This is a genomic window from Rhodospirillales bacterium, from assembly GCA_016710335.1.
Taxonomy (GTDB): Bacteria; Pseudomonadota; Alphaproteobacteria; order Rhodospirillales; family Defluviicoccaceae; genus JADJXQ01.
Window position 1 is genome coordinate 242,286 of the sequence record JADJXQ010000024.1, and the last position, 19,495, is coordinate 261,780.

Consider the following 19,495-nt stretch of genomic DNA (forward strand, 5'->3'; position numbering starts at 1 on the left):
CTCTCTCCGCCCCCTTTCTCCGAAGCTCCTGACTTCGCCCAAACAGTACGGTTTTTTAAAGCGTTGATGTGACGTCCTTATTCGGCATAGAAAATCCGTACTTTTCGAACTGCGCTCGGATGGGCGACGGAATCTGGCGTCGAACTTTGCATTGATCGTTGAGAATTTCCCCAATGGGGTTGGGACGATGATCATTTGTTGCTAACCCGTCGTCAGCCGCTTCGAGCGTGGGCGACTAATTCGCTCCTGGCGCCCCAATGCGACGGCGAACGCAACGAAGCCCTGGTGGTAATCGCGGTCGAGGAATACGAGAAGGTGACCGGCACCGTCGTTCCGCCGACCCGCGACAAGAACACGGAAACGAACGGTGATTGATGCCGATCTTGAGCTGGCTCACCCGAGACGAGGACATTCGCACTGCGCAGCGCGTTCCCTACCGGCTTCTGGAGGAAGTCTCCGACCTGTCGGCGGGCGACGGCGATTCGGGCAACATGCTGATACAGGGCGACAACCTCGAAGCGCTGAAGGCGCTGCTGCCGTTCTATGCAGGTCGGGTGAAGTGCATCTATATCGACCCGCCCTACAACACGCGCTCGGCCTTCGAGCATTACGACGACAACCTCGAGCACACGCATTGGCTCGCCATGATGTGGCCCCGGCTCGAACTCCTGCGCGATCTGTTGGCCGAGGATGGCTCGATCTGGGTGTCCATCGACGACAACGAAGGGCACTACCTCAAGGTCATCTTGGATGAGGTGTTCGGTCGATCAAACTTCATCGATACCGTCATCTGGCGGAAGAACTATTCGCCAAAGTCGAGTGCTCGCCATTTTTCGTCCGACCACGACTACATTCTCGTTTTTGCCAGAAACGCGGACGCCTTCAAACCGAACTTGATGCCCCGGACCGAGAAGCAGGACAAGGCGTATAGGAATCTTGATAACGACCCTCGCGGCCCTTGGAAGACAAGCGACCTTTCAGCCCGCAACTTTTATAGCCTCGGCAAGTACGCGATCACCACACCCAGTGGACGTGTGATCAAGGGGCCACCAGGCGGCAACTATTGGCGCGTTTCAGAAGAAAACTTCTGGGAACTGGACGCGGACAAGCGCATTTGGTGGGGCAAGAACGGCGACGCAATCCCGCAGATCAAGCGCTTTCTCTCAGAGGTAAAGCAGGGTGTTACTCCCCAGACAATCTGGTCATACGAGGAAGTTGGTCACACTCAGGAAGCGAAAAAGGAAATCCTGAAGCTCTTTGGGGAGGACGTTTTTCTAACACCGAAACCAGAGCGTCTCATGCAGAGAGTACTTCAGGTGGCTACGAACCCCGGCGATCTCGTGCTCGACTCCTTCCTTGGCTCGGGCACAACGGCCGCTGTCGCCACAAGATGGCCCGACGCTACATCGGCATCGAGATGGGCGAGCAAGCAGTAACCCACTGCGCTCCACGTCTCAAAAAGAGCATCGATGGCGAGCAAGGCGGGATTTCCGACGCGGTCGGCTGGAAGGGAAGCGGCGGTTTCCGGTTCTATCGGCTCGGCCCGCCCGTCTTCGACGGGCAAGGCCACATCCGGCAGGACATCCGCTTCCCCGTGCTCGCGGCGCATGTCTGGTTCTCGGAAACCGACCGGCCGTGGGATGGGAAGGGCGATAGCCCGCTGCTCGGTACTCATGATGGCCGCGCCTATGCGCTGCTCTACAACGGCATCCTCGGCGACAAGCGGCCGGGTGGCGGCAATGTGCTGACCCGCGCGACGCTCGCGCTGATCCGCGAAGACATCGCGAAGACCGCACCGGGATTCGCCAAGGAGTACCCGGACTATCCGCTCACGGTCTATGGCGAGCAGTCCCGGCTAACTGCCGCCACGCTCGACCGCGAGCGCATCACGTTCAAGCAGACGCCCTACGACGTCAAAGCGCGGGCCTGAGGGGGCATCTGATGAAGCTGAAGCAATACCAGACCGATACTCTCTCCATTCTCCGCCGCTTTTTCGAGGAGGCACGCGTCGCGGGCCCAAAGGGCGCCTACGAGGCGATCACCAAGGAGACTGAGCAGGCGAAGCGGCTCGGCCGCTATGGCGGCACCTACACGCCGCTCGCAGAGTTGCCGGCCGTGCCCTACGTCTGCCTGCGACTGCCGACTGGCGGCGGCAAGACGATCCTCGGCGCCCATTCCATCGGCATCGCGCGCGATTCCTGGGTGGAGAAGGACTATCCGATGGTCCTGTGGCTGGTGCCGTCGAACACCATCCGGCTGCAGACGGCCGAGGCGCTGAAGAACGCCCGCCACCCCTATCGGCAGGCGCTGGACGAGGCCTTCGACGGCCGGGTGCGCGTGTTCGACATCGCCGATTTCACGCACATCCGCCCACACGACATCCGCGACCATTGCTGCATCGTCGCGGGCACGATCCAGACCCTGCGGGTGTCGAACACGGAGGGCCGCAAGGTCTATGCCCACAACGAAAATATGGAGCCGCATTTCATCGCGCTGCCCAAGTCCCTGCCCGGGCTGGAGTCACTGGACGGCGGCGGCGTGAAATTCTCCTTCGCCAACCTGATGCACATCCACCGGCCGCTGATGATCGTGGACGAGGCGCACAATGCCGTCACCGGGCTTACGCGGGAGATGCAGGCGCGGGTAAACCCGTCCGCCATCATCGAGTTCACGGCGACGCCGCGCCTAAACTCCAACATCCTGCACAGCGTGACGGCGCAGGAGCTGAAGCTCGAAGAGATGATCAAGCTGCCGATCATGCTGTCCGAGCACGACACATGGCAGAACGCGGTGAACGGCGCCATCGCGGCACGCGCCTCGCTGGCCGAGGAGGCCGACAAGGACCCCGACTACATCCGCCCCATCGTCTTGTTTCAGGCGCAGCCGAAGAACCAAGAGGTGACGGTCGACGCGCTGAAGAAGCACCTGATGGAGGTCGAGCAGATCCCCGAAGAGAAGATCGCCGTGGCGACCGGCGACCAGCGCGAGCTCGACGGCATCAATCTGTTCGATCCGAAGTGCCCCATCGAATACGTGATCACCGTGGAGGCGCTGAAGGAGGGATGGGACTGCTCCTTCGCTTACGCCTTCTGCTCTGTCTCGCGGATTCAAAGCGCGGTGGACGTCGAGCAGCTGCTCGGGCGCGTGCTGCGGATGCCCTACGCCGAGCGCCGCAAGGCGGACGCGCTGAACCGGTCCTATGCCTTTCTATCGGAGCCATCCTTTGGCGAAGCGGCGCGGTCGCTGGCCGACAAACTGGTCGCCATGGGCTTCGAGGAGGACGAGGCACGCGACAACATCGAGCCCGCGCAAACCTCTCTCGATGCCGATACCGGACTGTTCGGCCCGCGCGACAAGCCGAAACCGACCTTCACGCATACCGTGACGGCGAAGCCCGAGGTGGTTGCCGAGTTGAAGAAGCGCGAGGGCGTAAGCGTCCGCGACACCGGCGGCGGCAAGATCGAGATCGCTGTCACCGGCCGCGTCGACGGCGGGCTCGAAAAGGTGATCACCGAGGCGCTGCCCGAGACGGAACGGAAGGGATTCGCCGAAGCCGTCTCGAAATACCGCGTCGATGTGAAGGACCAGTTGTCGCCCGCCGAACAGGGCGAGACCTTCGAGGTCCCGCGCCTGATGTCGGAGATCCAGGGCGAGCTGGAGTTCGCCGACACCGACGTGTTCATGGAATTTCACGATTGGTCGCTGCTTGATCATTCGTCGAAGCTGGGCGAGGCCGAGTTCGCGATCCGCGAGACGGCGCGCAGCTTCGAAATCGACCTCGACGGCAACCGCATCACCTATCAGTTTGCCGACGAGGCAGAGCAGCTGGCGTTCGACGTCGATGTCGAGGGCTGGACGCCGGAGGCGCTGGTGCTGTGGCTTGACAGGCAGGTGCGCCAGCCGGATATCCACCAGACCGAGCTACTGCGCTGGCTACGCGACCTCGTCGGCCATTTGATCAATGGACGCGGGATACACATCGCGGCGCTCATGCGCTGCAAGTTCATCCTCGCTCGCAAGGTTCGAGAAAAGCTCGCTGCCATCCGCCAACAGGAAAGGGATGGCGTCTACCAGCGCTACCTGTTCGCCCCGGAAGCCAAGGTGGACGTGTCATTTGACGAGGCGTTCGCCTTCAAGGACGGGATGTACTGGGACCAGCGCCGGTATCGTGGGCACTGGAAGCCGCGAAAGCACTTCCTCGGCCCCGACCACGTTCCGGCCTTCGACGGCGCCGAGAATGGCGAGGAGTTCCAGTGCGCCCGGGCCATCGACAGCTTGCCGGGCCTGAAGTTCTGGATCCGCAACGTCGCACGCCACCCCAACTCGTTCTGGTTGCCGACGGCTACGGACAAGTTCTATCCGGATTTCGTGGCGCAGTTGGATGACGGCCGTCTGTTTGTCGTCGAGTACAAAGGCGCCCATATCGTCGACGGCCCCGACACTGCCGAGAAGCGCACCATCGGCCAGCTATGGGAGAACAGGAGCGGAGGCGAAGGGATGTTCATCGTTGTCGAGAAAACAGTCGACGGGAAAGACATGCGGACGCAGATGATAGACATGACTGGCGCATAGGTTAGCGGCTTCCGTAGCAGATGTGCTGACGGTCGCCCTTTTCTCAAAGGCGGCGCGTCGAAGCTTGGAACGCAAAAATTTGATGGAGGAAGGTCAAGAGCGGAGTATCCGGATGCTCGATAAGAATGGCACTAACATAGGTTTCGTGATCACGGCGGCCCGCCTTGAGACATTGCGGCTCAAACTATCATGGGCAGGGGCTTCGCAGTCTCCAAGGCGACGAGCTGCCGGTATGCTTCCTTCGCTCCTTCGATTCGGCCGCCACCGACCTTCTCCGGCTTCCGTCGGGCCGTCTCTTCCCATGGATCGTTATAGCCCTCCACCGCACTGAGGTAGGCAGCAGTGGCGGCGAGTTCCAATTCGATGGGGGCTATTGTCGCGGCGCTCTTACAGAAAGTGGCACGTGGCCCGTTAGTCCGGGCGCCTGCAGCGTCGGAGGCCTTGTAGATCGAGTAGACCCCCCCCCAATTCGCCACGCGTTCGACCTCTGTTACCAAGCCGAATGCATCAGCCATCCTTATGGCGTTCGCTAAATCCTCGCTGTACGGTCCGTAGTGACGGTACTCGAAGTCGAACCCGTCTCCGAAGCCAGCCAGCTCCAATAGATACGCAACCTTCTGGAGTTTGGTGCGGCCGATAATTTCGCCACCGGCGTCGCGCACGATTTCGGCTGCTTTCTCTCGATCTCGCTTGTCACTACCCATCGCTGTCGCTCCTGAGTTCTTCCTCTATGGTGCTTTCCACCACACTCCTGGCCTCCAGATCCGCGTCGTCGAAATATGCCCGGAACAACTCGAATGTCTCGATGCTGGCAACCACCCTCGAGCTTTCTGCCATGTCAAGAATTCTATCATCTGCACTGCGGATGCGAATCTGGTTCAATGGTCCCTTCGATTCCTGAAAACTTTTATAAGGGGCGCGTGCGCTACTATCGGTCAGGATTCGAGGGGCATCCTCGGAGTTTGCGTTCGACCAAATCTGCAGGCGTTCCTCAATGGATGAAATTGCACGCTTGAGCCGTTTTCTCCGTACGTCGCGATCCTCGACTGTTGAGGCGTGTTCGGGCGCAATAGCATTTACGAGCTGCTGATATATGTCCATGCACTTAGGTAGCCGCCGATCCCGCAGGCGCGTAGCAAGTTCGCGAACCAGCGGATCCTGGGCGTCGATCAGCATCGGCAGTGCTCCCCAGAAAACAGTGTCGTCCAGAGACAGGGCGTGAACCAGTTGGTTTGGCTCCAGCGCGAAGCGAACGATGGGGTGGACCGTCGGCAGCCCAGTTTTCCCGGCGTCTCCATTGAGGGCGAGGGTCATCAAATGCAGCATTAGCGCCGAGAAAACCTTCTCGGCCGCGCGTGTCGTCTTGTGGAAGTAGACCGTCGGATAGAGCTGAAAAAGGGCGAGCACGTAGGTTTCGGCGGCGTAGCTCGCCTTCGGGCCCAGCACGAATGTCTCGATTTCAGCGGCCTGCTGCCCGTCTACGCCGATCGGCACGGTGCCAATCTCGAGGTTGGCCATCAGCCAAACAAAATCAATGCCGCTGTTCTGGACTCCTGTCATCAGTCGGTCGCGCTGCATGTAGTCCAGTCGGTCGGCGTCGAACTGGCTAGAAACCACGGCGTCGTAGAGATTGCCGGGTCGTCCACGTCCAATCACATCGGCAACGTCCGTGGCGAATCCACTGCCCATTTCGCTCTTGAATGCTTCGCTGACCTCGCTATCGCGTATCAGAAGGTCGCTGACGTGTTCGTGATGCGCCATCTTCAGGTTCAACTTCTTGCCCACATCTTCGAAAGCGTGGCTAAGCATCCCGTGACCTATATCGTGCACGAGTGCGGCGGCCAAAGCCGCGCGCAATTGGTGGTCCTTCACCTGCCCACCTTGCTGTGTGATATGCCGCCTTATAATAGTCATCAGTTGTCGTGCCGTGTGGAACACACCAAGGCTGTGGGCGAAACGGGTGTGTGTCGCTCCGGGGTACACCAAGTCTGAAAAGCCGAGCTGACGAATTCGACGTAGCCGCTGAAACGGCCGGGTCTCGATAACCTTCCACAAGACGTGCTCGAATTGATCCGTGCCGAACTCGATAAGGTTATGCAGGGGATCGCGGATGCGCTGAGGCTTGACGGTACCGGGCATACGCAAAGCTCCCCCAACCCATCATTATTCGCTTGTACCAAGCCCATCGAAACAAAACCGTGCGGTCGTTGACCGGGGCCAGATCCGGCGATTCTAGCACCGGCTGGCAACAAAGCTCAATAAATAAGTAGTCGCGCGGTGAAATCATATAAACCAGCATAGGCTGCTTGCAGTTAAAATGAGAGACTGCGGCGTATAGAAAATAAGACACAGATGACGCTGGAGAGATTAACCATTAACTGCAGACGCCCCATGTCGGACTGAGCTTCCATGCTCATTGATGGTAGAGACTTTCGCGCTGCCCCACCCACTCTTCTGGGAACGGCTTAATCATAACCGCTAGAGTCATCTCCGGCGGCTGCCGCCCATCCAAAATGGCCTCGACGATGTCGGGTGCGAGCAGGGTAAGCCGCAGCACCCGGCTGACGTAGGAGGCGTTGATTTTCTCGGCTGTGGCGATTTCCTCGACCGTACCGCACGCCCCCGTCTCCAGGAGCTTCCGCCACCGAAACGCCCTCGCCAGCGCCTTGACCATGGCGTTGTCGACCCGGCGGCGTGGCGGCGCCCATGACGGCGCACCGTCTGGCGAGATGACCAGCTTTCGGCCACCTCGCTTCGTGAATGTCATCGGCACGCTGACGGTCAGTGTGAGACCGTCGGCGCTGAGGCGGGCGTCGGTCATCAGGCCGCCCTCCGCTCGGTCCCGCTGGCGCGCAGATCGGCGACCAGCGTTTGCAGGCCGTCGACGCGCAGATGCAGGTCCAGCCGGTCCGGGTGAATATCGACGCGCTCGACAAGGAGCTGGACAATGCGAGCCTGCTCGGCCGGGAACAGTTCGTCCCAGAGCGGGTCGAGCCTCGAAGGCCTCGCGCACTTCGGTTTCCGAAAGCGCCTCGATTTCCGGCCGCGCCGACCGCCACGTCCCGACGACGATCTCTGGCGCCCTTAGCAGGGCGCGCAACTGGTCCACGACGGCGGCCTCGATCTCGGCGGCTGGAACGCGGCGCACCACGCCCGGCGGCACATCGCCCTTGAGCAGGCCAGCGGCGACGTAGTAGCGGTACAGCCGCCCGCCCTTGCGCGCATGCGTCGGCGTCATGGCGCGGCCGTCGGCGCCGAAGAGGATGCCCTTCAGCAGGGCCGGCGTCTGCGCGCGAGTGCTGGCGGCGCGGCTGCGGGGGTTCTGTTGGACAATCGCATGGACCTTGTCCCAAAGGTCGAGGTCGATGATGGCCTCGTGCTCGCCGGGATAGGCCGTGCCCTTGTGCACGGCTTCGCCGAGGTAGACCCGGTTGTTGATCAGTTTGTAGAGGAAGCCCTTGTCGATCGGCTTGCCGCGCTTGGTGGTGACGCCCTCGGCTGCCAGTTCCCTGACCAGCACGGTCGCCGAGCCGACCTTCAAGAACCGCTCGAAGATCATTCGCACCGTCGCGGCCTCGGCCTCGTTGACCACCAGCTTGCGGTCCTTGACGTCGTAGCCGAGCGGCGGATGGCCGCCCATCCACATGCCGCGCGCCCGCGAGGCGGCGACCTTGTCGCGGATGCGCTCGCCGATCACCTCGCGCTCGAACTGGGCGAAGGAGAGCAGGATGTTCAGCGTCAGCCGGCCCATGGAGGTCGTGGTGTTGAACGACTGGGTCACCGAGACGAAGGTGACGCCGTGGGCGTCGAACACCTCGACCAGCTTGGCGAAGTCCATCAGCGAGCGGCTGAGGCGGTCGATCTTGTAGACCACGACCACGTCGACCAGCCCGTCCTCGATGTCGGCGAGCAGGCGCTTCAGCGCGGGGCGCTCCAGCGTGCCGCCGGAGAAGCCGCCGTCGTCGTAGCGGTCGCGCACCAGCACCCAGCCCTCCGGCGCTGGCTGGCGATGTAGGCCTCGCAGGCCTCGCGCTGGGCGTCGAGGGTGTTGAACTCCTGCTCCAGGCCTTCCTCGGAGGACTTGCGGGTGTAGACGGCGCAGCGAAGCTTGCGGGCAACTGGCTTCTTCATTTGCGCGCCTCCGGTGGTTCGGAGGCCGAAGAACACCCAGCCGTTCCAGCGCGTGCCGGTGATGGCGCGGGCGATGGCGGACAGCGACTTGTACGGCCGCCCCTGCCATTCGAAGCCGTCGTCGAGCACGGTGACCGTGTGCTCGACGCCCTGCCACTCGCGGATCAATCTCGTGCCGGCGATCGGCCGGTCATCGCCGCGCTTGCGGCGCACCTCGATTTTGCCGCCATCGAGGTCGTCGCCCAGCGCCTCCAGGCGGGCGGCGGTCGCGGGCTTCAGGCCGCCATAGGCGAGCTCCTGGATCCGGTAGGCGAGCCGGCTTTCCAGGAAGCGCCGGTTGTAGGGCGGCGGCTCGCTGTCGAAGAGATCGCGCCACTGTTTCTTGAGGTCCGGCGTGGACGTGGTCTTCAACGCCGCCAGCCGGGCGAGGATGGTGTCTGTCATGGGGTGGTCTCCGTCCGTTTTGTGACGGGTCCATGACCGCTCCGGGTCGCGGGAAAGTCGAGGCAACTGTCTCCGCAGTCGCCAGATAGTTGCCTTGACTGTCGTGCCCGCAGGCGAACCAGCCCGGCGGCTAGAATCGACGCCAGTTCGTCGAGCCGCTCGGCGGGCGTCATCAGGTTGGGGTCGAGGGCGTTCGGCAAGCTGCGACACCTGTGTGGTGGGTGCGCCTTCAGGATCGGTTCGAAGGGCGCGATTGCTTGCCGTAAATCTAATCGAAACTCAGCTGTTATGCAGCGTTTTCAATTGGTTAAGGACATGCGGGGAGGCTTGGGGAGCGCACGGGAACAGCTGTGATACTGTCCCAAAGCTACATCGTGCCGGTCTGGCGGAGAGTTTCCAGCGAATCACTTCGCCCTTTCAGGGATTACGCCACCAGCACCTATATAGGTTAATTATCCTAGAAAGGGATATCATCCTCCAGATCAGGTTCTGAAGCGGGTGTTCGCGCAGGGGCAGCAGGCCGTTCTGGCAGTTTCGGCTTAGTGGGCCAATCCGGCGCTTGCACCCGCGCGACCCCCAGGTCAGCCTTCATGGCCTCGCCGGCTGCCCAATAGTCGGTGCTCTTCTTCTCGCGCCAGATCGCGAGGTAATCCTCGATCTTGGGCCAGAGGATATCGACAAAGGCTCGCCGAGGCTCGTTGCCGCGACTGCCAACATAGAAGAATTCCCGATGGGCGTCGGTGAAAGCCTTCAATTCGTCCTCGTCAAATGTCGTCGGATAGTAGGGACAAGCGATGAGCTTGAGCGTGCGAACGCCCTCGCTCGGATCCCAGAACTTCGACCACGTTTCCTGGCCGATCTCGCTCCCGAATTCGTCGAACCTCGGTCCGATCCCGGTCCCGTCAGCCGTCTCCTTGATGGCCCGCTCGACCACCGTGGTGATGTTCTGGCCTTTGATTCGCGACACGAAGTCCAGGATGAACTTCGTCTTCGGATCGAGCCGCAGGGATAGCGTCAACGTTTTCGCTCTCGGCTGTTTCTCGGCAGGCACCGTCTGATCCCTCCACTTCCCGTAATGTCCTGACTATATAGGCGTGTAAAAGCCGGTGCAAGATTATCTTGCGCGTACCAAGCATGGCTGGCAGGATCTGGCGTGTAAAAGCGTTACCTGTGAGGCAAGAGCATGAACGACGAGCTGATTGACGTACAGGATCTGGCGATCCAGCTGAAAATTCCGGTGAAGACGATCCGCAACAAGCTGTGCAACGGAACCTGGCCGTTGCGGCCGATTCGCATCGGTCGGTCGCTTCGTTGGCGGCAAGCGGAAGTGGATCGCCTCAAACGAGGCGAAGTGGACAGCCTGGGCTCGACCGGCACGGGGTAAGCATTGAACACCGTCCCGGAATTCGCGAGCCGATACGTCCGCATGGGTATCGCGGTGCTGCCGCTCCACCGGCCAGTTCGCCATGCCCAGGGACTCCGATGCTCCTGCGGCAAAGGCGATTGCGAATCCCCCGCCAAGCATCCGTTTGCAAAGCTGGTTGCGCACGGACTGCGGGACGCGAGCAAGGATCAGACCGTGGTCGCGAGCTGGTTCGAGAACAGCGAGCTCAATGTTGGGATCGCTACCGGGACCGTTAGCGGCATCGTCGCTCTTGATATCGATCCGCGTCATGGCGGTGACGAAGCACTCGCCGCGCTCGAACGAGAACATGGTCCGCTGGCCAATACGTGGCGGTTTCTGACCGGCGGCGGCGGGGAGCACATCATCTTCCGGCACCCCGGAAAGACTGTATCCAACAGCGCCGGAAAGATCGGGCCTGGCATCGATATGCGCGGCGACGGCGGCTATATCGTCGCTCCGCCATCCATGCATATTTCCGGCCGCCGCTACGCCATCTCGGTCGATCACCATCCGGACGACATAGCGCTTGCTCCGCTTCCGGGCTGGCTGCTAGCAGCACTCCGTCGGCCGGCAGACAAGAGGTCGCGGCGAAAGCGCCTGCCGAATGGCGGAATACGGTGGCGAGCATCGTCGTCGAAGGCGAGCGCAATCGTACCGTGGCAAGCCTCGCCGGACATATGCTCCGCAACCGCATAGACCCCTGGGTGACGATCGATCTGCTGCAGGCGTGGAACCGAGCGCGGTGCGAACCTCCGCTTCCTGACAACGAGATCATGAAGACGGTGCGAAGCATCGCCCGCCGCGAGGTCGAACGCCGTGAGCGGCGTGATGCCCGATGATCCCCTCGACCGCCTCGTCTATCTCAACCGTCCCGACGCCAATGACGTCAAACGGAAATCGCTCGAAATCGGCTCCGACGTCGAGATTGCCGGGCGCGTCGGAGAGGACCTGCATCGCGCCCGTGGAGACATCGTTCACGCCGAGGGGCACTTCTGGTGTTACGGCGACGCCCACTGGGTGACGATTCCAGAGCACGAATTAAGGCTCGCCGTGCATGCCTACGACGGCGCCAGTTTTCAAACACCAAAGGGCGATTTTTCGCGGGCAAAGCTGGGTAAGGGCCGCGTTGACTCGGTGCTCCACGAACTCGCGGCGAAGGTTGAAGACCCTTGCTTCTTCGAGAGGTCGGCAATCGGCATCAATTGCGATTCCGGCTTTATCCGCTTCGCGCACGACGGACATGCCGATCTGGAACCGCACGATCCGGACCACCGCTGTCGACACGTCCTCCCCGGACGCTGGTCGCCCGAAGTGGATGACACGCCCGCACCCGGATCGCTTCTCGCGCGGCTTCTCGGCGGCGTGTTTCGGGGCGACGAGGACTCAGGCGCCAAGGTCGATCTGCTCGCCGAGGTTATCGGCGGTGCCGCCCTTGGTTACGCGACGAAGCTCCGTCAGCCGCGCGCGATCATTCTCAAGGGCGAAACCGCCGAGAACGGCAAGAGCCAGATCCTTGATCTCGCTCGAGGCCTGTTGCCCCCATCTGCGATTTGCTCCGTCACCGCCGCGCGCATGGGTGACGAGAGGCACATCGTCGGCTTGGTGGGAAAGCTGCTGAATGCCAGCGACGAGCTATCATCGGCGACGGCCATCGCCAGCGAGACCTTCAAGGCAGTCGTGACGGGTGAACCGGTTCAAGGCCGCGACGTCTACAAATCCCGCGTCGAATTCCGACCGGTCGCCCAGCACCTTTTCGCAACCAACAACCTGCCGGTGTTCGCCGGCGGCATGGACCGGGGTGTGCAGCGTCGGCTCCTCGTCATTCCGTTCAATCGGGTGATCCCGACCGAGGAGCGCGTGGAGTCCATCGGCCGGCGTATTGCGGAAGACGAGGCAGATCTGCTGCTTGCGTGGGCTATTGACGGCGCGGCTCGCCTTATCCGAAACCGCGATTTTTCCACTCCGGCCACTTGCAAGGCCACGCTCACCGACTGGCTCTACGGTGCGGATCCTGTTCTCGCCTGGTTGGACGATCGGGTCGACGTGCGGCCTATCGTCGGAGATGGCCCGAAAGCCCGAACAAGCTATGCCCATGAGCAGTTCCAGGCGTGGGCACAGGCCGAAGGATTCAAGCGCGATATGTTGCCGGCGATCAACGGATTCGTGCAGAGGATCAAAGCGAACGCGTCAGGCGTCGAGTACCGGCGGACCAACGAGGGGAGGTTCTTTCTCGGCATGGACATTCGCCACTTCACCCCCTCGCCTCACTACCCATGACGCACCCGTGACGCTGCATTGTGCCTTAAACCATTGAAAGTGTTCAGATGACGCATCGGCTGCCAAAACCTTTTGAGTACGACCCGCGCGCACATATACATAGTTCGGGGGGTGGTGCGTCATCTCAGCACTTTCAAATACTTAACCCGCAAAAGTGCGTCACTATTGCGTCACCCATGCGTCACGGGAGGTGTGTGCGCAATCCGGGGGCGCGTCAATGAAGCGGCGCAAGCGCACACCGAAGCAGCTGGCAGCACCCGCCGTCGTCAGGCCGAATATGCTGGTCGAGCCGGTCTACGAGAGCGACCCTGATGGCCGGCCGGTCGTCCACCATCGAACTGTCGACACGATGGGTCGAATGCTCCGGAACGGAAGCATCACCCAGGCCATGCACGATGCGGCGCAGGATTTCGCCGCGACGTTCACCATCGCCCGGTTCGATCCCGTCGTCTGCATGTCGCTCAATCGTATTCCCGGCTCAGGCAACCCTGCCGACCTGACCGATGCACAGGTCGACGCTCGTCGCCGGGTGGGCGAAGCGCTCGACGCCCTCGGTGGTCTCGGCAGCCCCGCCGGGAGTTGCGTTTGGCACGTGGTCGGCTTGCAGCGCTCGATACGCGAGTGGTCGCTCCGTCAGGGGTGGGGCGGCAAGTCGATCGGAGAAAAACAAGCGCATGGCATATTAGTTGCGGCGCTCGGGGTGCTTGCGGGATACTACGGGTATACCCGCACCAACTGGCGATTATTGTGTTCTTGACTTATGGACATGCAAGTAGTAGACGGGCGTAAGGATTCGCATTGTGTCTGGAGAAGCCCCGCCGTGAAGGCGCCTGGCATGTCGGCCAGGGTTGTACGGGTCCCTTCCGGGCAACAACGTATGCTGGTGGGCGTAGCGCGGAAGGTTTCCAGCGTGAGCCGCGATTTTTGGGAAGCCACCCAGCCAGAAGCCACCCCTGCACCTCAAATAAATTCGTGAATTCAGCACATTAGCTGGACCCCAACCTGGCCTCCGGGTGGACTCCTGGAGTCCACTTTTGGATCCACCGCCTGGATCCAGGATCCAGAGTTGGAGTCCACGCCGGCTTCCGGCTACTCCTCTTCCGCAAGGATCGCACCGTGATGCTTCGTTTCCTGCCCGAGCAGATCGAGCAATGGCCGATCGCGCGCCTCCAGCCGTACGCGAAGAACGCGCGCACCCACACCGACGATCAGGTCGCCAGGATCGCCGCGTCGCTGGTCGAGTACGGTTGGACGGCGCCGGTGATGGTTGCCGATGACGGCGAGATCGTTGCCGGCCACGGCCGCTTGCTGGCCCCGCAACACCTGGGGCTCGACGAGGTGCCGGTCATTCGCTTGTTGCACCTGACGCCGGAGCAGGTGCGCGCCTATCGCATCGCCGACAACCGGCTGGCGGAGCTGGCGGGGTGGGATGACGAACTGCTCGCCGCCGAGCTGCATGCGCTGAACGCCGCCGGCTTCGATCTCGACCTCACCGGCTTCGACCAGGAGGAGCTGGACCGGCTGCTGGCGCCGCTCGACGATGACGAAACTGGCCTCGCCGGCGAGGACATCATCCCCGAGCCGCCGGTCAATCCGGTGTCGCGCCCGGGTGACCTGTGGCTGTTGGGCGATCACCGTCTCCTGTGCGGCGACTCGACCAAGGCCGAAGATGTTAAGCGGGTGATGAACGGCGAGCGGGCGATCCTGTTCGCGACCGATCCGCCGTATCTCGTCGACTACGACGGCACCAACCACCCGTCAAGGCAGGGCGGGCCGGACAAGAACAAGGACTGGGGCGACAGCTACGGCATCACCTGGGACGACTCGTCGCAGGGCCCGGAGCTCTATGAGGGGTTCATTCGCGCCGCCATCGACCATGCGATCGAGCCCAACGCCGCCTGGTATTGCTGGCACGCCAGCCGCCGGCAGGCGATGGTCGAGAGCGTCTGGGAGAAGCTCGGCGCCTTCGTCCACCAACAGATCGTCTGGGCCAAGGACCGCGGCATCCTGACGCGGTCGTACTACCTGTGGCAGCACGAGCCCTGCTTCTTCGGCTGGATCAAGGGCAACAAGCCGCCGCGGGTGTCCGACGACTATCCGAGCACGGTGTGGACGATCCCGACGGTGAAGGTGGGCGAGAAGACCGATCACCCGACGTCAAAGCCGATCGAGGTGTTCGCCATCCCGATGCGCCAGCACACCCGGCCACGCCAAGTCTGCTACGAGCCGTTTTCCGGCTCCGGCTCGCAGATCATCGCCGGCGAGACGACGGGCCGGCGCGTGTTCGCGATCGAGATCAGCCCGCAGTACGTGGATGTGGCGGCAAAGCGTTGGCAAACGGCGGCGGGCAAGCAAGCGATCCTGGACAGCGACGGCCGGACATTCGACGAGATCTCCCGGGAGCGGCTGGCAGTTGCGGCATGAGCGCAGCAGCGGACGCCGCTGGCGGCAAGCAGTCCCGCCGCATGTCGCTGATCGAGGCAGTCGTGAACGTCGCGGTCGGCTTCGGCCTGGCCGTGCTGGCGCAGATCCTGGTGTTCCCGTTGTTCGGGATCCACGCGACATTGAGCGAGAACCTGGCGATCGGCTGCTTGTTTACGCTGATCTCCATCGCCCGTTCGTTCATGCTTCGCCGCATGTTCGAGGCGATCCGGGTGCGCTCTGCGATGACGATCGCCGCCGGGCGGTAAACCCGGCGGCATCGCGTTTCTCTTGGAGGTTGGTCAGTTGGTCGGCCGCCGGAAGGCGGCGTGGATCATCCTCGCGATGGTATCGTCGTCCGTCTCACCCGGAAGACGGTGGCTTCGCAGGCGCTCGTAGGTGTCATCCTCGATGGGCACCAGCCAGGTCCCGTCCGGCTGCCGTTTTCCGGTGGACCGGAAGGGAAGAAGGGCGGCCTCGGCGATCGCCCGATAGGTGCTGTCGCTGATGCGGATGCGCTTCATCGGCCCGCCTCCTCGAGCAGGCGGGTCTTGAAGCTGTCGGGAGCGGCCTGGCTGTCGGTGACGGTGCGGCCGAACCGCAGCGCACCTGCGCGACCGATGAAGTAGTAGTCGCCATCGGCGCGCTTGAGCGTGACGTACTTGCTGCTGCGGCCGTCGACCGGCGTGGCGCGGCCGCTGGCGACGAGCGCGTCGACCAGCCTTTGCTGAAGGGTGAGTTTCGGCATCGTTGCGTCCCTCAGCCGGCGATGCGGTAGACGCGGGCCGCACCCTTGGTTTTCTCCGAGGTGATGATGAGGCCGAACTTTTTCTTCAGCGCGCCGGCCATGGCGCCACGAACGGTGTGCCGGGCCCAGCCCATCGCTTCGGCGATCTGGTCGACGGTGGCGCCTTCGGGGCGGCGCAGGAGTTCGATCATCAGCGCCTGCTTCGTGCCGTTGCGAAGTTTTGGCGCCTTCGGCTGGGCGTTGATCGCTTCGGCCTCTGGCTCGATCGGCTCTTCGGCAGGCTGTTCGGTCTCCTGCAGCGAGGCCCGGAAGGCCTCGGCGCCCATCCGTCCGTCGAGCAAGCCGCCGGCTGCGGCGAGGATGTCATCGATGGTCAGTCCGAGCCGGTCGCCATGATTGGCGATGGCCTTGAGTGCGGCGTCCTTGGTGTTGGGATTGCGTGGCTTTCCGTCGAGGGCGCTCAGGATGGTGTTGAGCTGGGACTTGGTGAGGTCGGTCATGGTTGACGCCCTTTCGTGGCTTCGGCGCCGCGACCATCGCGGCGCTGCTACCACCCCGAGCCCCGCCCGCGAAGCCAGGCAGGGCCTTGGGGCCAAAGGGGCGCGCTATCCTGCGCAGTCGCCCTCTTGGAAGATAAAGTCGCTGGCTTGGCGCAGCCGTTCGAGGACGTGGCCGAGGTTGCCGACGTGGCCCCATGTGACGTCATCGGGCGCGACGTCGAAGTGATCGTCGGAGAAGGCCGACAAGCGCTTGAGCATCGTATCGATCTCGGCCTTGGCGGCGACGAAGGCGGCGAGCGCGTCGTTGTTGTCGGGCTGGCGATGTCGCTGTGTGCTCATGGGTGCGCTCCTGGTTCGTTCGCTGTTGACGATCACATAAGGGCGTACGAGCGCCCTGACATCAACTCTAATCGGTTGTTATTTCATGGCTTTTTCGGCCGAACGCTGATCATTCGATGACCGCACAACGCCACGGCATGAGCGAGCGCGAGTACGCCCGCCACGCCGGGATTTCGCGGGGCGCGGTGCAGAAGGCACGCACCTCGAGCCGGCTGGTGCTGCACGCCGACGGCTCGATCAATGCCGCGGCTTCGGATGCGCGGCGCGCCCAGACAACCGACCCGGCAAAACAACGTCGCGGTCCCTCGCCCGCCATGCGGCCGGTACCGGATACGGCGGTCGAAGCGGTCAGCGACACCTTGCGTGAGGACGGACGACCGGCACCGGCGGTTGCCGGCGGCATGACCTATCTGCAGGCGCGCACCGCCAACGAGGTGCTGAAGGCGCAGGAACGCCGGCTGCGGCTACAGCAGCTGAAAGGCGAACTGGTCGACCGGTCTCGCGCGACCGCTCTTGTCTTCCGTCTGGCGCGCCAGGAACGGGATGCCTGGGCCGGCTGGCCGGCCCGTGCCGCCGCGGTGATGGCGGCGGAGCTGGGAGCCGACGCTCACGGCGTACAAACGGTGTTGGAGAGCCATGTTCGAGCCCACCTCGGAGAGCTCGCCGAGGTCCGGCCCGAGTTCCGCTGAGGGCATCGACCTCGCCTTTGACGGCGGCGACGATCTGTTCCGGGCCTGGCGCGACGGTCTCACCCCCGATCCCAACCTCACCGTCTCGGCGTGGGCCGATCGCCACCGGGTGCTGAGCCCGCGCGGCGCCAACGAGGCGGGGCCGTGGCGGACATCGCGGACGCCGTACCTGCGCGAGATCATGGACGCGCTGTCGCCGTCCCATCCGGCGCAGCGGGTCGCGGTGATGAAGGGCGCCCAGATCGGCGCCACCGAGTCGGGCAACAACTGGATCGGCTACGTCATCCACCATGCGCCGGGGCCGATGCTGGCGGTGCAGCCGACGGTGGAGCTGGCCAAACGCTTCTCGCAGCAGCGCATCGATCCGCTGATCGAGGAGAGCCCGGTGCTGCGCCGGAAGGTGGCGCCGGCGCGATCGCGCGACTCGGGCAACACGGTGCTGTCGAAGGAGTTTCCGGGCGGCATCCTGGTGATGACCGGCGCCAATTCGGCGGTCGGCCTGCGCTCGATGCCGGTCCGCTATCTGTTCCTCGACGAGGTCGACGCCTATCCGCCGTCGGCCGACGACGAGGGCGAGCCGGTCGCCCTCGCCGAGGCGCGGACGCGAACGTTCTCGTGGCGGCGCAAGGCGTTCCTGGCGTCGACGCCGACGATCAAGGGCCTGTCCCGCATCGAGCGCGAGTTCGATGCCTCGGACCAGCGGCGGTATTTTCTGCCGTGCCCGCACTGCGGCGAACGGCAGTGGCTCAAGTTCGAGCGGCTCAGGTGGGAGAAGGGCCGGCCGGAGACCGTGGCGTACCATTGCGAGGTCTGTGAGCAGCCGGTCGCCGAGCATCACAAGACGCAGATGCTGGCCGAGGGCGAATGGCGACCGACGGCCGTATCGGCCGATCCGCTGACCATCGGCTTTCACCTGTCGAGCCTCTATTCGCCGGTCGGGTGGCATTCCTGGCAGCAGATCGCCCGCGACTGGGAGGCCGCACAGGGATCGATCGAGGCGGTGCGCAGCTTCAGGAACAGCGTGCTCGGCGAAGCCTGGATCGATCGCGGCGAGGCGCCGGACTGGCAGCGGCTCTACGAGCGCCGGGAGGACCTGCCGCTCGGCCAGGTGCCCGAGGGCGGGCTCGTGCTCACCGCCGGCGCCGACGTCCAGAAGGACCGCATCGAGGTCTCGGTGTGGGCGTGGGGCCACGGCTTCACGAGCTGGCTCGTCGACCACCTCGTTCTCGACGGCAGTCCCGGATCGGCCGAGGTCTGGGCGAAGCTGTCGGAGCTGTTGTCGCACAGCTGGCCGCATGCGTCCGGGGCCCGGCTGGGTCTCGCCAGGCTCGCCATCGACACCGGCGGCGAGTTCACCGCCGAGGTCTACGCCTGGTCGCGAAAGCAGGGCTCCGCACAGGTGATGCCGGTCAAGGGCGCCGAGCGCTTCGACCGGCCGCAGCCGGTCACGGGACCGTCCTACGTCGACGCCACCGAGGGCGGCCGCAAGATCCGGCGCGGCGCGAAGCTGTGGACCGTCGCCGTCTCCACGTTCAAGGCCGAGACCTATCGCTGGCTGTGGCTGGAACGGCCCACCGACGAGGCGCTGGCGACGGGTGGCGGTTACGCAGGCGGGTTCGTCCACCTGCCGCGGGGAATCGAGGCGGAGTGGGTCAAGCAACTGGTCGCCGAGCAGCTGGTGACGGTCAATGACCGGCGCGGCTTCGCCCGCCACGAATGGCGCAAGCTTCGGGAGCGCAACGAGGCGCTGGACTGCCGGGTCTATGCCCGGGCCGCCCTGTGGGTCCTGGGCGCCGACCGCTATGGCGCCGGGTTCTGGAAGCGGCTCGCCGAGCAGCTTGTCGAGACTGACGACAGTGCTGCCGTGCACGAAACCAACACGCAGGTTGCCGCCCCGATGGCCGGCCGGGTCCCTCGCCCGATGCGGACCCGGCGCACGGTGGTCGGCAGCCCCTGGATGACGGATTGA

General features: G+C 63.5%; 19 protein-coding genes and 3 pseudogenes. 12 read left to right on the forward strand and 10 right to left on the reverse strand.

Annotated elements, in window-relative coordinates:
* The first annotated feature begins 198 nt into the window (after positions 1-198).
* The 3 genes and pseudogenes from IPM60_16740 to IPM60_16750 all read left to right on the forward strand — a co-directional run bounded on the left by IPM60_16740 (position 199) and on the right by IPM60_16750 (position 4,572).
* Positions 199-375 (forward strand): hypothetical protein, encoded by a 177-nt coding sequence (locus IPM60_16740; protein ID MBK8909455.1) that lies wholly within the window; start codon positions 199-201, stop codon positions 373-375.
* Positions 375-1,930: pseudogene (locus IPM60_16745) on the forward strand (site-specific DNA-methyltransferase). The gene IPM60_16740 and the pseudogene IPM60_16745 overlap by 1 nt, the downstream one beginning before the upstream one ends.
* Positions 1,931-1,941: 11 nt before the next feature.
* Entirely contained in the window at positions 1,942-4,572 is a 2,631-nt protein-coding gene (locus IPM60_16750) for a DEAD/DEAH box helicase family protein (GenBank protein ID MBK8909456.1), read from the forward strand.
* Between the two features lie 179 nt (positions 4,573-4,751).
* Here the strand turns inward: IPM60_16750 and IPM60_16755 are convergent, their stop codons facing one another.
* The 6 genes and pseudogenes from IPM60_16755 to IPM60_16780 form a co-directional block, all read right to left on the reverse strand.
* Complete coding sequence (locus IPM60_16755) at positions 4,752-5,276, reverse strand: hypothetical protein (GenBank protein ID MBK8909457.1); 525 nt, start codon at positions 5,274-5,276, stop codon at positions 4,752-4,754.
* Positions 5,269-6,711 (reverse strand): HD domain-containing protein, encoded by a 1,443-nt coding sequence (locus IPM60_16760; GenBank protein ID MBK8909458.1) that lies wholly within the window; start codon positions 6,709-6,711, stop codon positions 5,269-5,271. The genes IPM60_16755 and IPM60_16760 overlap by 8 nt, the downstream gene beginning before the upstream one ends.
* A 274-nt stretch (positions 6,712-6,985) precedes the next feature.
* Positions 6,986-7,393 carry a hypothetical protein gene (locus tag IPM60_16765; GenBank protein ID MBK8909459.1) on the reverse strand — a complete coding sequence of 136 codons (408 nt, stop codon included), beginning with the start codon at positions 7,391-7,393 and terminating at the stop codon, positions 6,986-6,988.
* A pseudogene (locus IPM60_16770) lies at positions 7,393-8,703 on the reverse strand (recombinase family protein). Before IPM60_16770 ends, IPM60_16765 begins: the two are co-directional and overlap by 1 nt.
* An 18-nt stretch (positions 8,704-8,721) precedes the next feature.
* Positions 8,722-9,147, reverse strand: a pseudogene (locus tag IPM60_16775) (DUF2924 domain-containing protein).
* Positions 9,148-9,604: 457 nt separating this feature from the next.
* Positions 9,605-10,165, reverse strand: coding sequence for a hypothetical protein (locus IPM60_16780; protein MBK8909460.1), 561 nt, complete (start codon positions 10,163-10,165; stop codon positions 9,605-9,607).
* Between the two features lie 165 nt (positions 10,166-10,330).
* On the opposite strand from IPM60_16780, the gene IPM60_16785 reads away from it, so the two are divergent.
* From IPM60_16785 to IPM60_16815, 7 genes are all read left to right on the forward strand, one after another.
* On the forward strand, positions 10,331-10,531 hold the full coding sequence (locus IPM60_16785) for a helix-turn-helix domain-containing protein (protein ID MBK8909461.1): 201 nt from the start codon (positions 10,331-10,333) through the stop codon (positions 10,529-10,531).
* Between the two features lie 42 nt (positions 10,532-10,573).
* A complete protein-coding gene (locus IPM60_16790; protein ID MBK8909462.1) occupies positions 10,574-11,248 on the forward strand; it encodes a bifunctional DNA primase/polymerase in 675 nt (224 codons plus the stop codon).
* Positions 11,209-11,391: a primase alpha helix C-terminal domain-containing protein gene (locus tag IPM60_16795; protein MBK8909463.1), complete on the forward strand. Its 183-nt coding sequence runs from the start codon at positions 11,209-11,211 to the stop codon at positions 11,389-11,391. Before IPM60_16790 ends, IPM60_16795 begins: the two co-directional genes overlap by 40 nt.
* Entirely contained in the window at positions 11,369-12,829 is a 1,461-nt protein-coding gene (locus IPM60_16800; protein ID MBK8909464.1) for a hypothetical protein, read from the forward strand. The genes IPM60_16795 and IPM60_16800 overlap by 23 nt, the downstream gene beginning before the upstream one ends.
* Before the next feature lie 217 nt (positions 12,830-13,046).
* The gene (locus tag IPM60_16805) at positions 13,047-13,586 is read left to right on the forward strand and encodes a hypothetical protein (GenBank protein ID MBK8909465.1); all 540 of its coding nucleotides are present in this window, start codon (positions 13,047-13,049) and stop codon (positions 13,584-13,586) included.
* A gap of 359 nt (positions 13,587-13,945) precedes the next feature.
* Positions 13,946-15,253, forward strand: coding sequence for a site-specific DNA-methyltransferase (locus tag IPM60_16810; protein ID MBK8909466.1), 1,308 nt, complete (start codon positions 13,946-13,948; stop codon positions 15,251-15,253).
* A gap of 41 nt (positions 15,254-15,294) precedes the next feature.
* Complete coding sequence (locus IPM60_16815; GenBank protein MBK8909467.1) at positions 15,295-15,519, forward strand: hypothetical protein; 225 nt, start codon at positions 15,295-15,297, stop codon at positions 15,517-15,519.
* A gap of 33 nt (positions 15,520-15,552) precedes the next feature.
* On the opposite strand, the gene IPM60_16820 is transcribed toward IPM60_16815, so the two are convergent.
* The 4 genes from IPM60_16820 to IPM60_16835 all read right to left on the reverse strand — a co-directional run bounded on the left by IPM60_16820 (position 15,553) and on the right by IPM60_16835 (position 16,837).
* Positions 15,553-15,774: a hypothetical protein gene (locus IPM60_16820; protein MBK8909468.1), complete on the reverse strand. Its 222-nt coding sequence runs from the start codon at positions 15,772-15,774 to the stop codon at positions 15,553-15,555.
* Positions 15,771-15,998 (reverse strand): hypothetical protein, encoded by a 228-nt coding sequence (locus IPM60_16825; protein MBK8909469.1) that lies wholly within the window; start codon positions 15,996-15,998, stop codon positions 15,771-15,773. Before IPM60_16825 ends, IPM60_16820 begins: the two co-directional genes overlap by 4 nt.
* A gap of 11 nt (positions 15,999-16,009) precedes the next feature.
* On the reverse strand, positions 16,010-16,498 hold the full coding sequence (locus IPM60_16830) for a DUF3489 domain-containing protein (GenBank protein ID MBK8909470.1): 489 nt from the start codon (positions 16,496-16,498) through the stop codon (positions 16,010-16,012).
* Positions 16,499-16,603: 105 nt separating this feature from the next.
* Positions 16,604-16,837: a hypothetical protein gene (locus tag IPM60_16835; protein ID MBK8909471.1), complete on the reverse strand. Its 234-nt coding sequence runs from the start codon at positions 16,835-16,837 to the stop codon at positions 16,604-16,606.
* A gap of 116 nt (positions 16,838-16,953) precedes the next feature.
* Between IPM60_16835 and IPM60_16840 the strand changes: the two genes are divergently transcribed.
* Positions 16,954-17,526, forward strand: a complete 573-nt coding sequence (locus tag IPM60_16840) for a hypothetical protein (GenBank protein ID MBK8909472.1) — start codon at positions 16,954-16,956, stop codon at positions 17,524-17,526.
* Positions 17,474-19,495 (forward strand): phage terminase large subunit family protein, encoded by a 2,022-nt coding sequence (locus tag IPM60_16845; GenBank protein ID MBK8909473.1) that lies wholly within the window; start codon positions 17,474-17,476, stop codon positions 19,493-19,495. Before IPM60_16840 ends, IPM60_16845 begins: the two co-directional genes overlap by 53 nt.

What these genes read in the sequence shown, in the direction of transcription:
- IPM60_16750 (MBK8909456.1), top strand. Translation starts at nt 1,942, where the DNA reads ATGAAGCTGAAGCAATACCAGACCGATACTCTCTCCATTCTCCGCCGC.
- IPM60_16755 (MBK8909457.1), bottom strand. Translation starts at nt 5,276, where the DNA reads ATGGGTAGTGACAAGCGAGATCGAGAGAAAGCAGCCGAAATCGTGCGC.
- IPM60_16760 (MBK8909458.1), bottom strand. Translation starts at nt 6,711, where the DNA reads ATGCCCGGTACCGTCAAGCCTCAGCGCATCCGCGATCCCCTGCATAAC.
- IPM60_16765 (MBK8909459.1), bottom strand. Translation starts at nt 7,393, where the DNA reads ATGACCGACGCCCGCCTCAGCGCCGACGGTCTCACACTGACCGTCAGC.
- IPM60_16785 (MBK8909461.1), top strand. Translation starts at nt 10,331, where the DNA reads ATGAACGACGAGCTGATTGACGTACAGGATCTGGCGATCCAGCTGAAA.
- IPM60_16790 (MBK8909462.1), top strand. Translation starts at nt 10,574, where the DNA reads ATGGGTATCGCGGTGCTGCCGCTCCACCGGCCAGTTCGCCATGCCCAG.
- IPM60_16805 (MBK8909465.1), top strand. Translation starts at nt 13,047, where the DNA reads ATGAAGCGGCGCAAGCGCACACCGAAGCAGCTGGCAGCACCCGCCGTC.
- IPM60_16815 (MBK8909467.1), top strand. Translation starts at nt 15,295, where the DNA reads ATGTCGCTGATCGAGGCAGTCGTGAACGTCGCGGTCGGCTTCGGCCTG.
- IPM60_16820 (MBK8909468.1), bottom strand. Translation starts at nt 15,774, where the DNA reads ATGAAGCGCATCCGCATCAGCGACAGCACCTATCGGGCGATCGCCGAG.
- IPM60_16825 (MBK8909469.1), bottom strand. Translation starts at nt 15,998, where the DNA reads ATGCCGAAACTCACCCTTCAGCAAAGGCTGGTCGACGCGCTCGTCGCC.
- IPM60_16830 (MBK8909470.1), bottom strand. Translation starts at nt 16,498, where the DNA reads ATGACCGACCTCACCAAGTCCCAGCTCAACACCATCCTGAGCGCCCTC.
- IPM60_16835 (MBK8909471.1), bottom strand. Translation starts at nt 16,837, where the DNA reads ATGAGCACACAGCGACATCGCCAGCCCGACAACAACGACGCGCTCGCC.
- IPM60_16840 (MBK8909472.1), top strand. Translation starts at nt 16,954, where the DNA reads ATGACCGCACAACGCCACGGCATGAGCGAGCGCGAGTACGCCCGCCAC.
- IPM60_16845 (MBK8909473.1), top strand. Translation starts at nt 17,474, where the DNA reads ATGTTCGAGCCCACCTCGGAGAGCTCGCCGAGGTCCGGCCCGAGTTCC.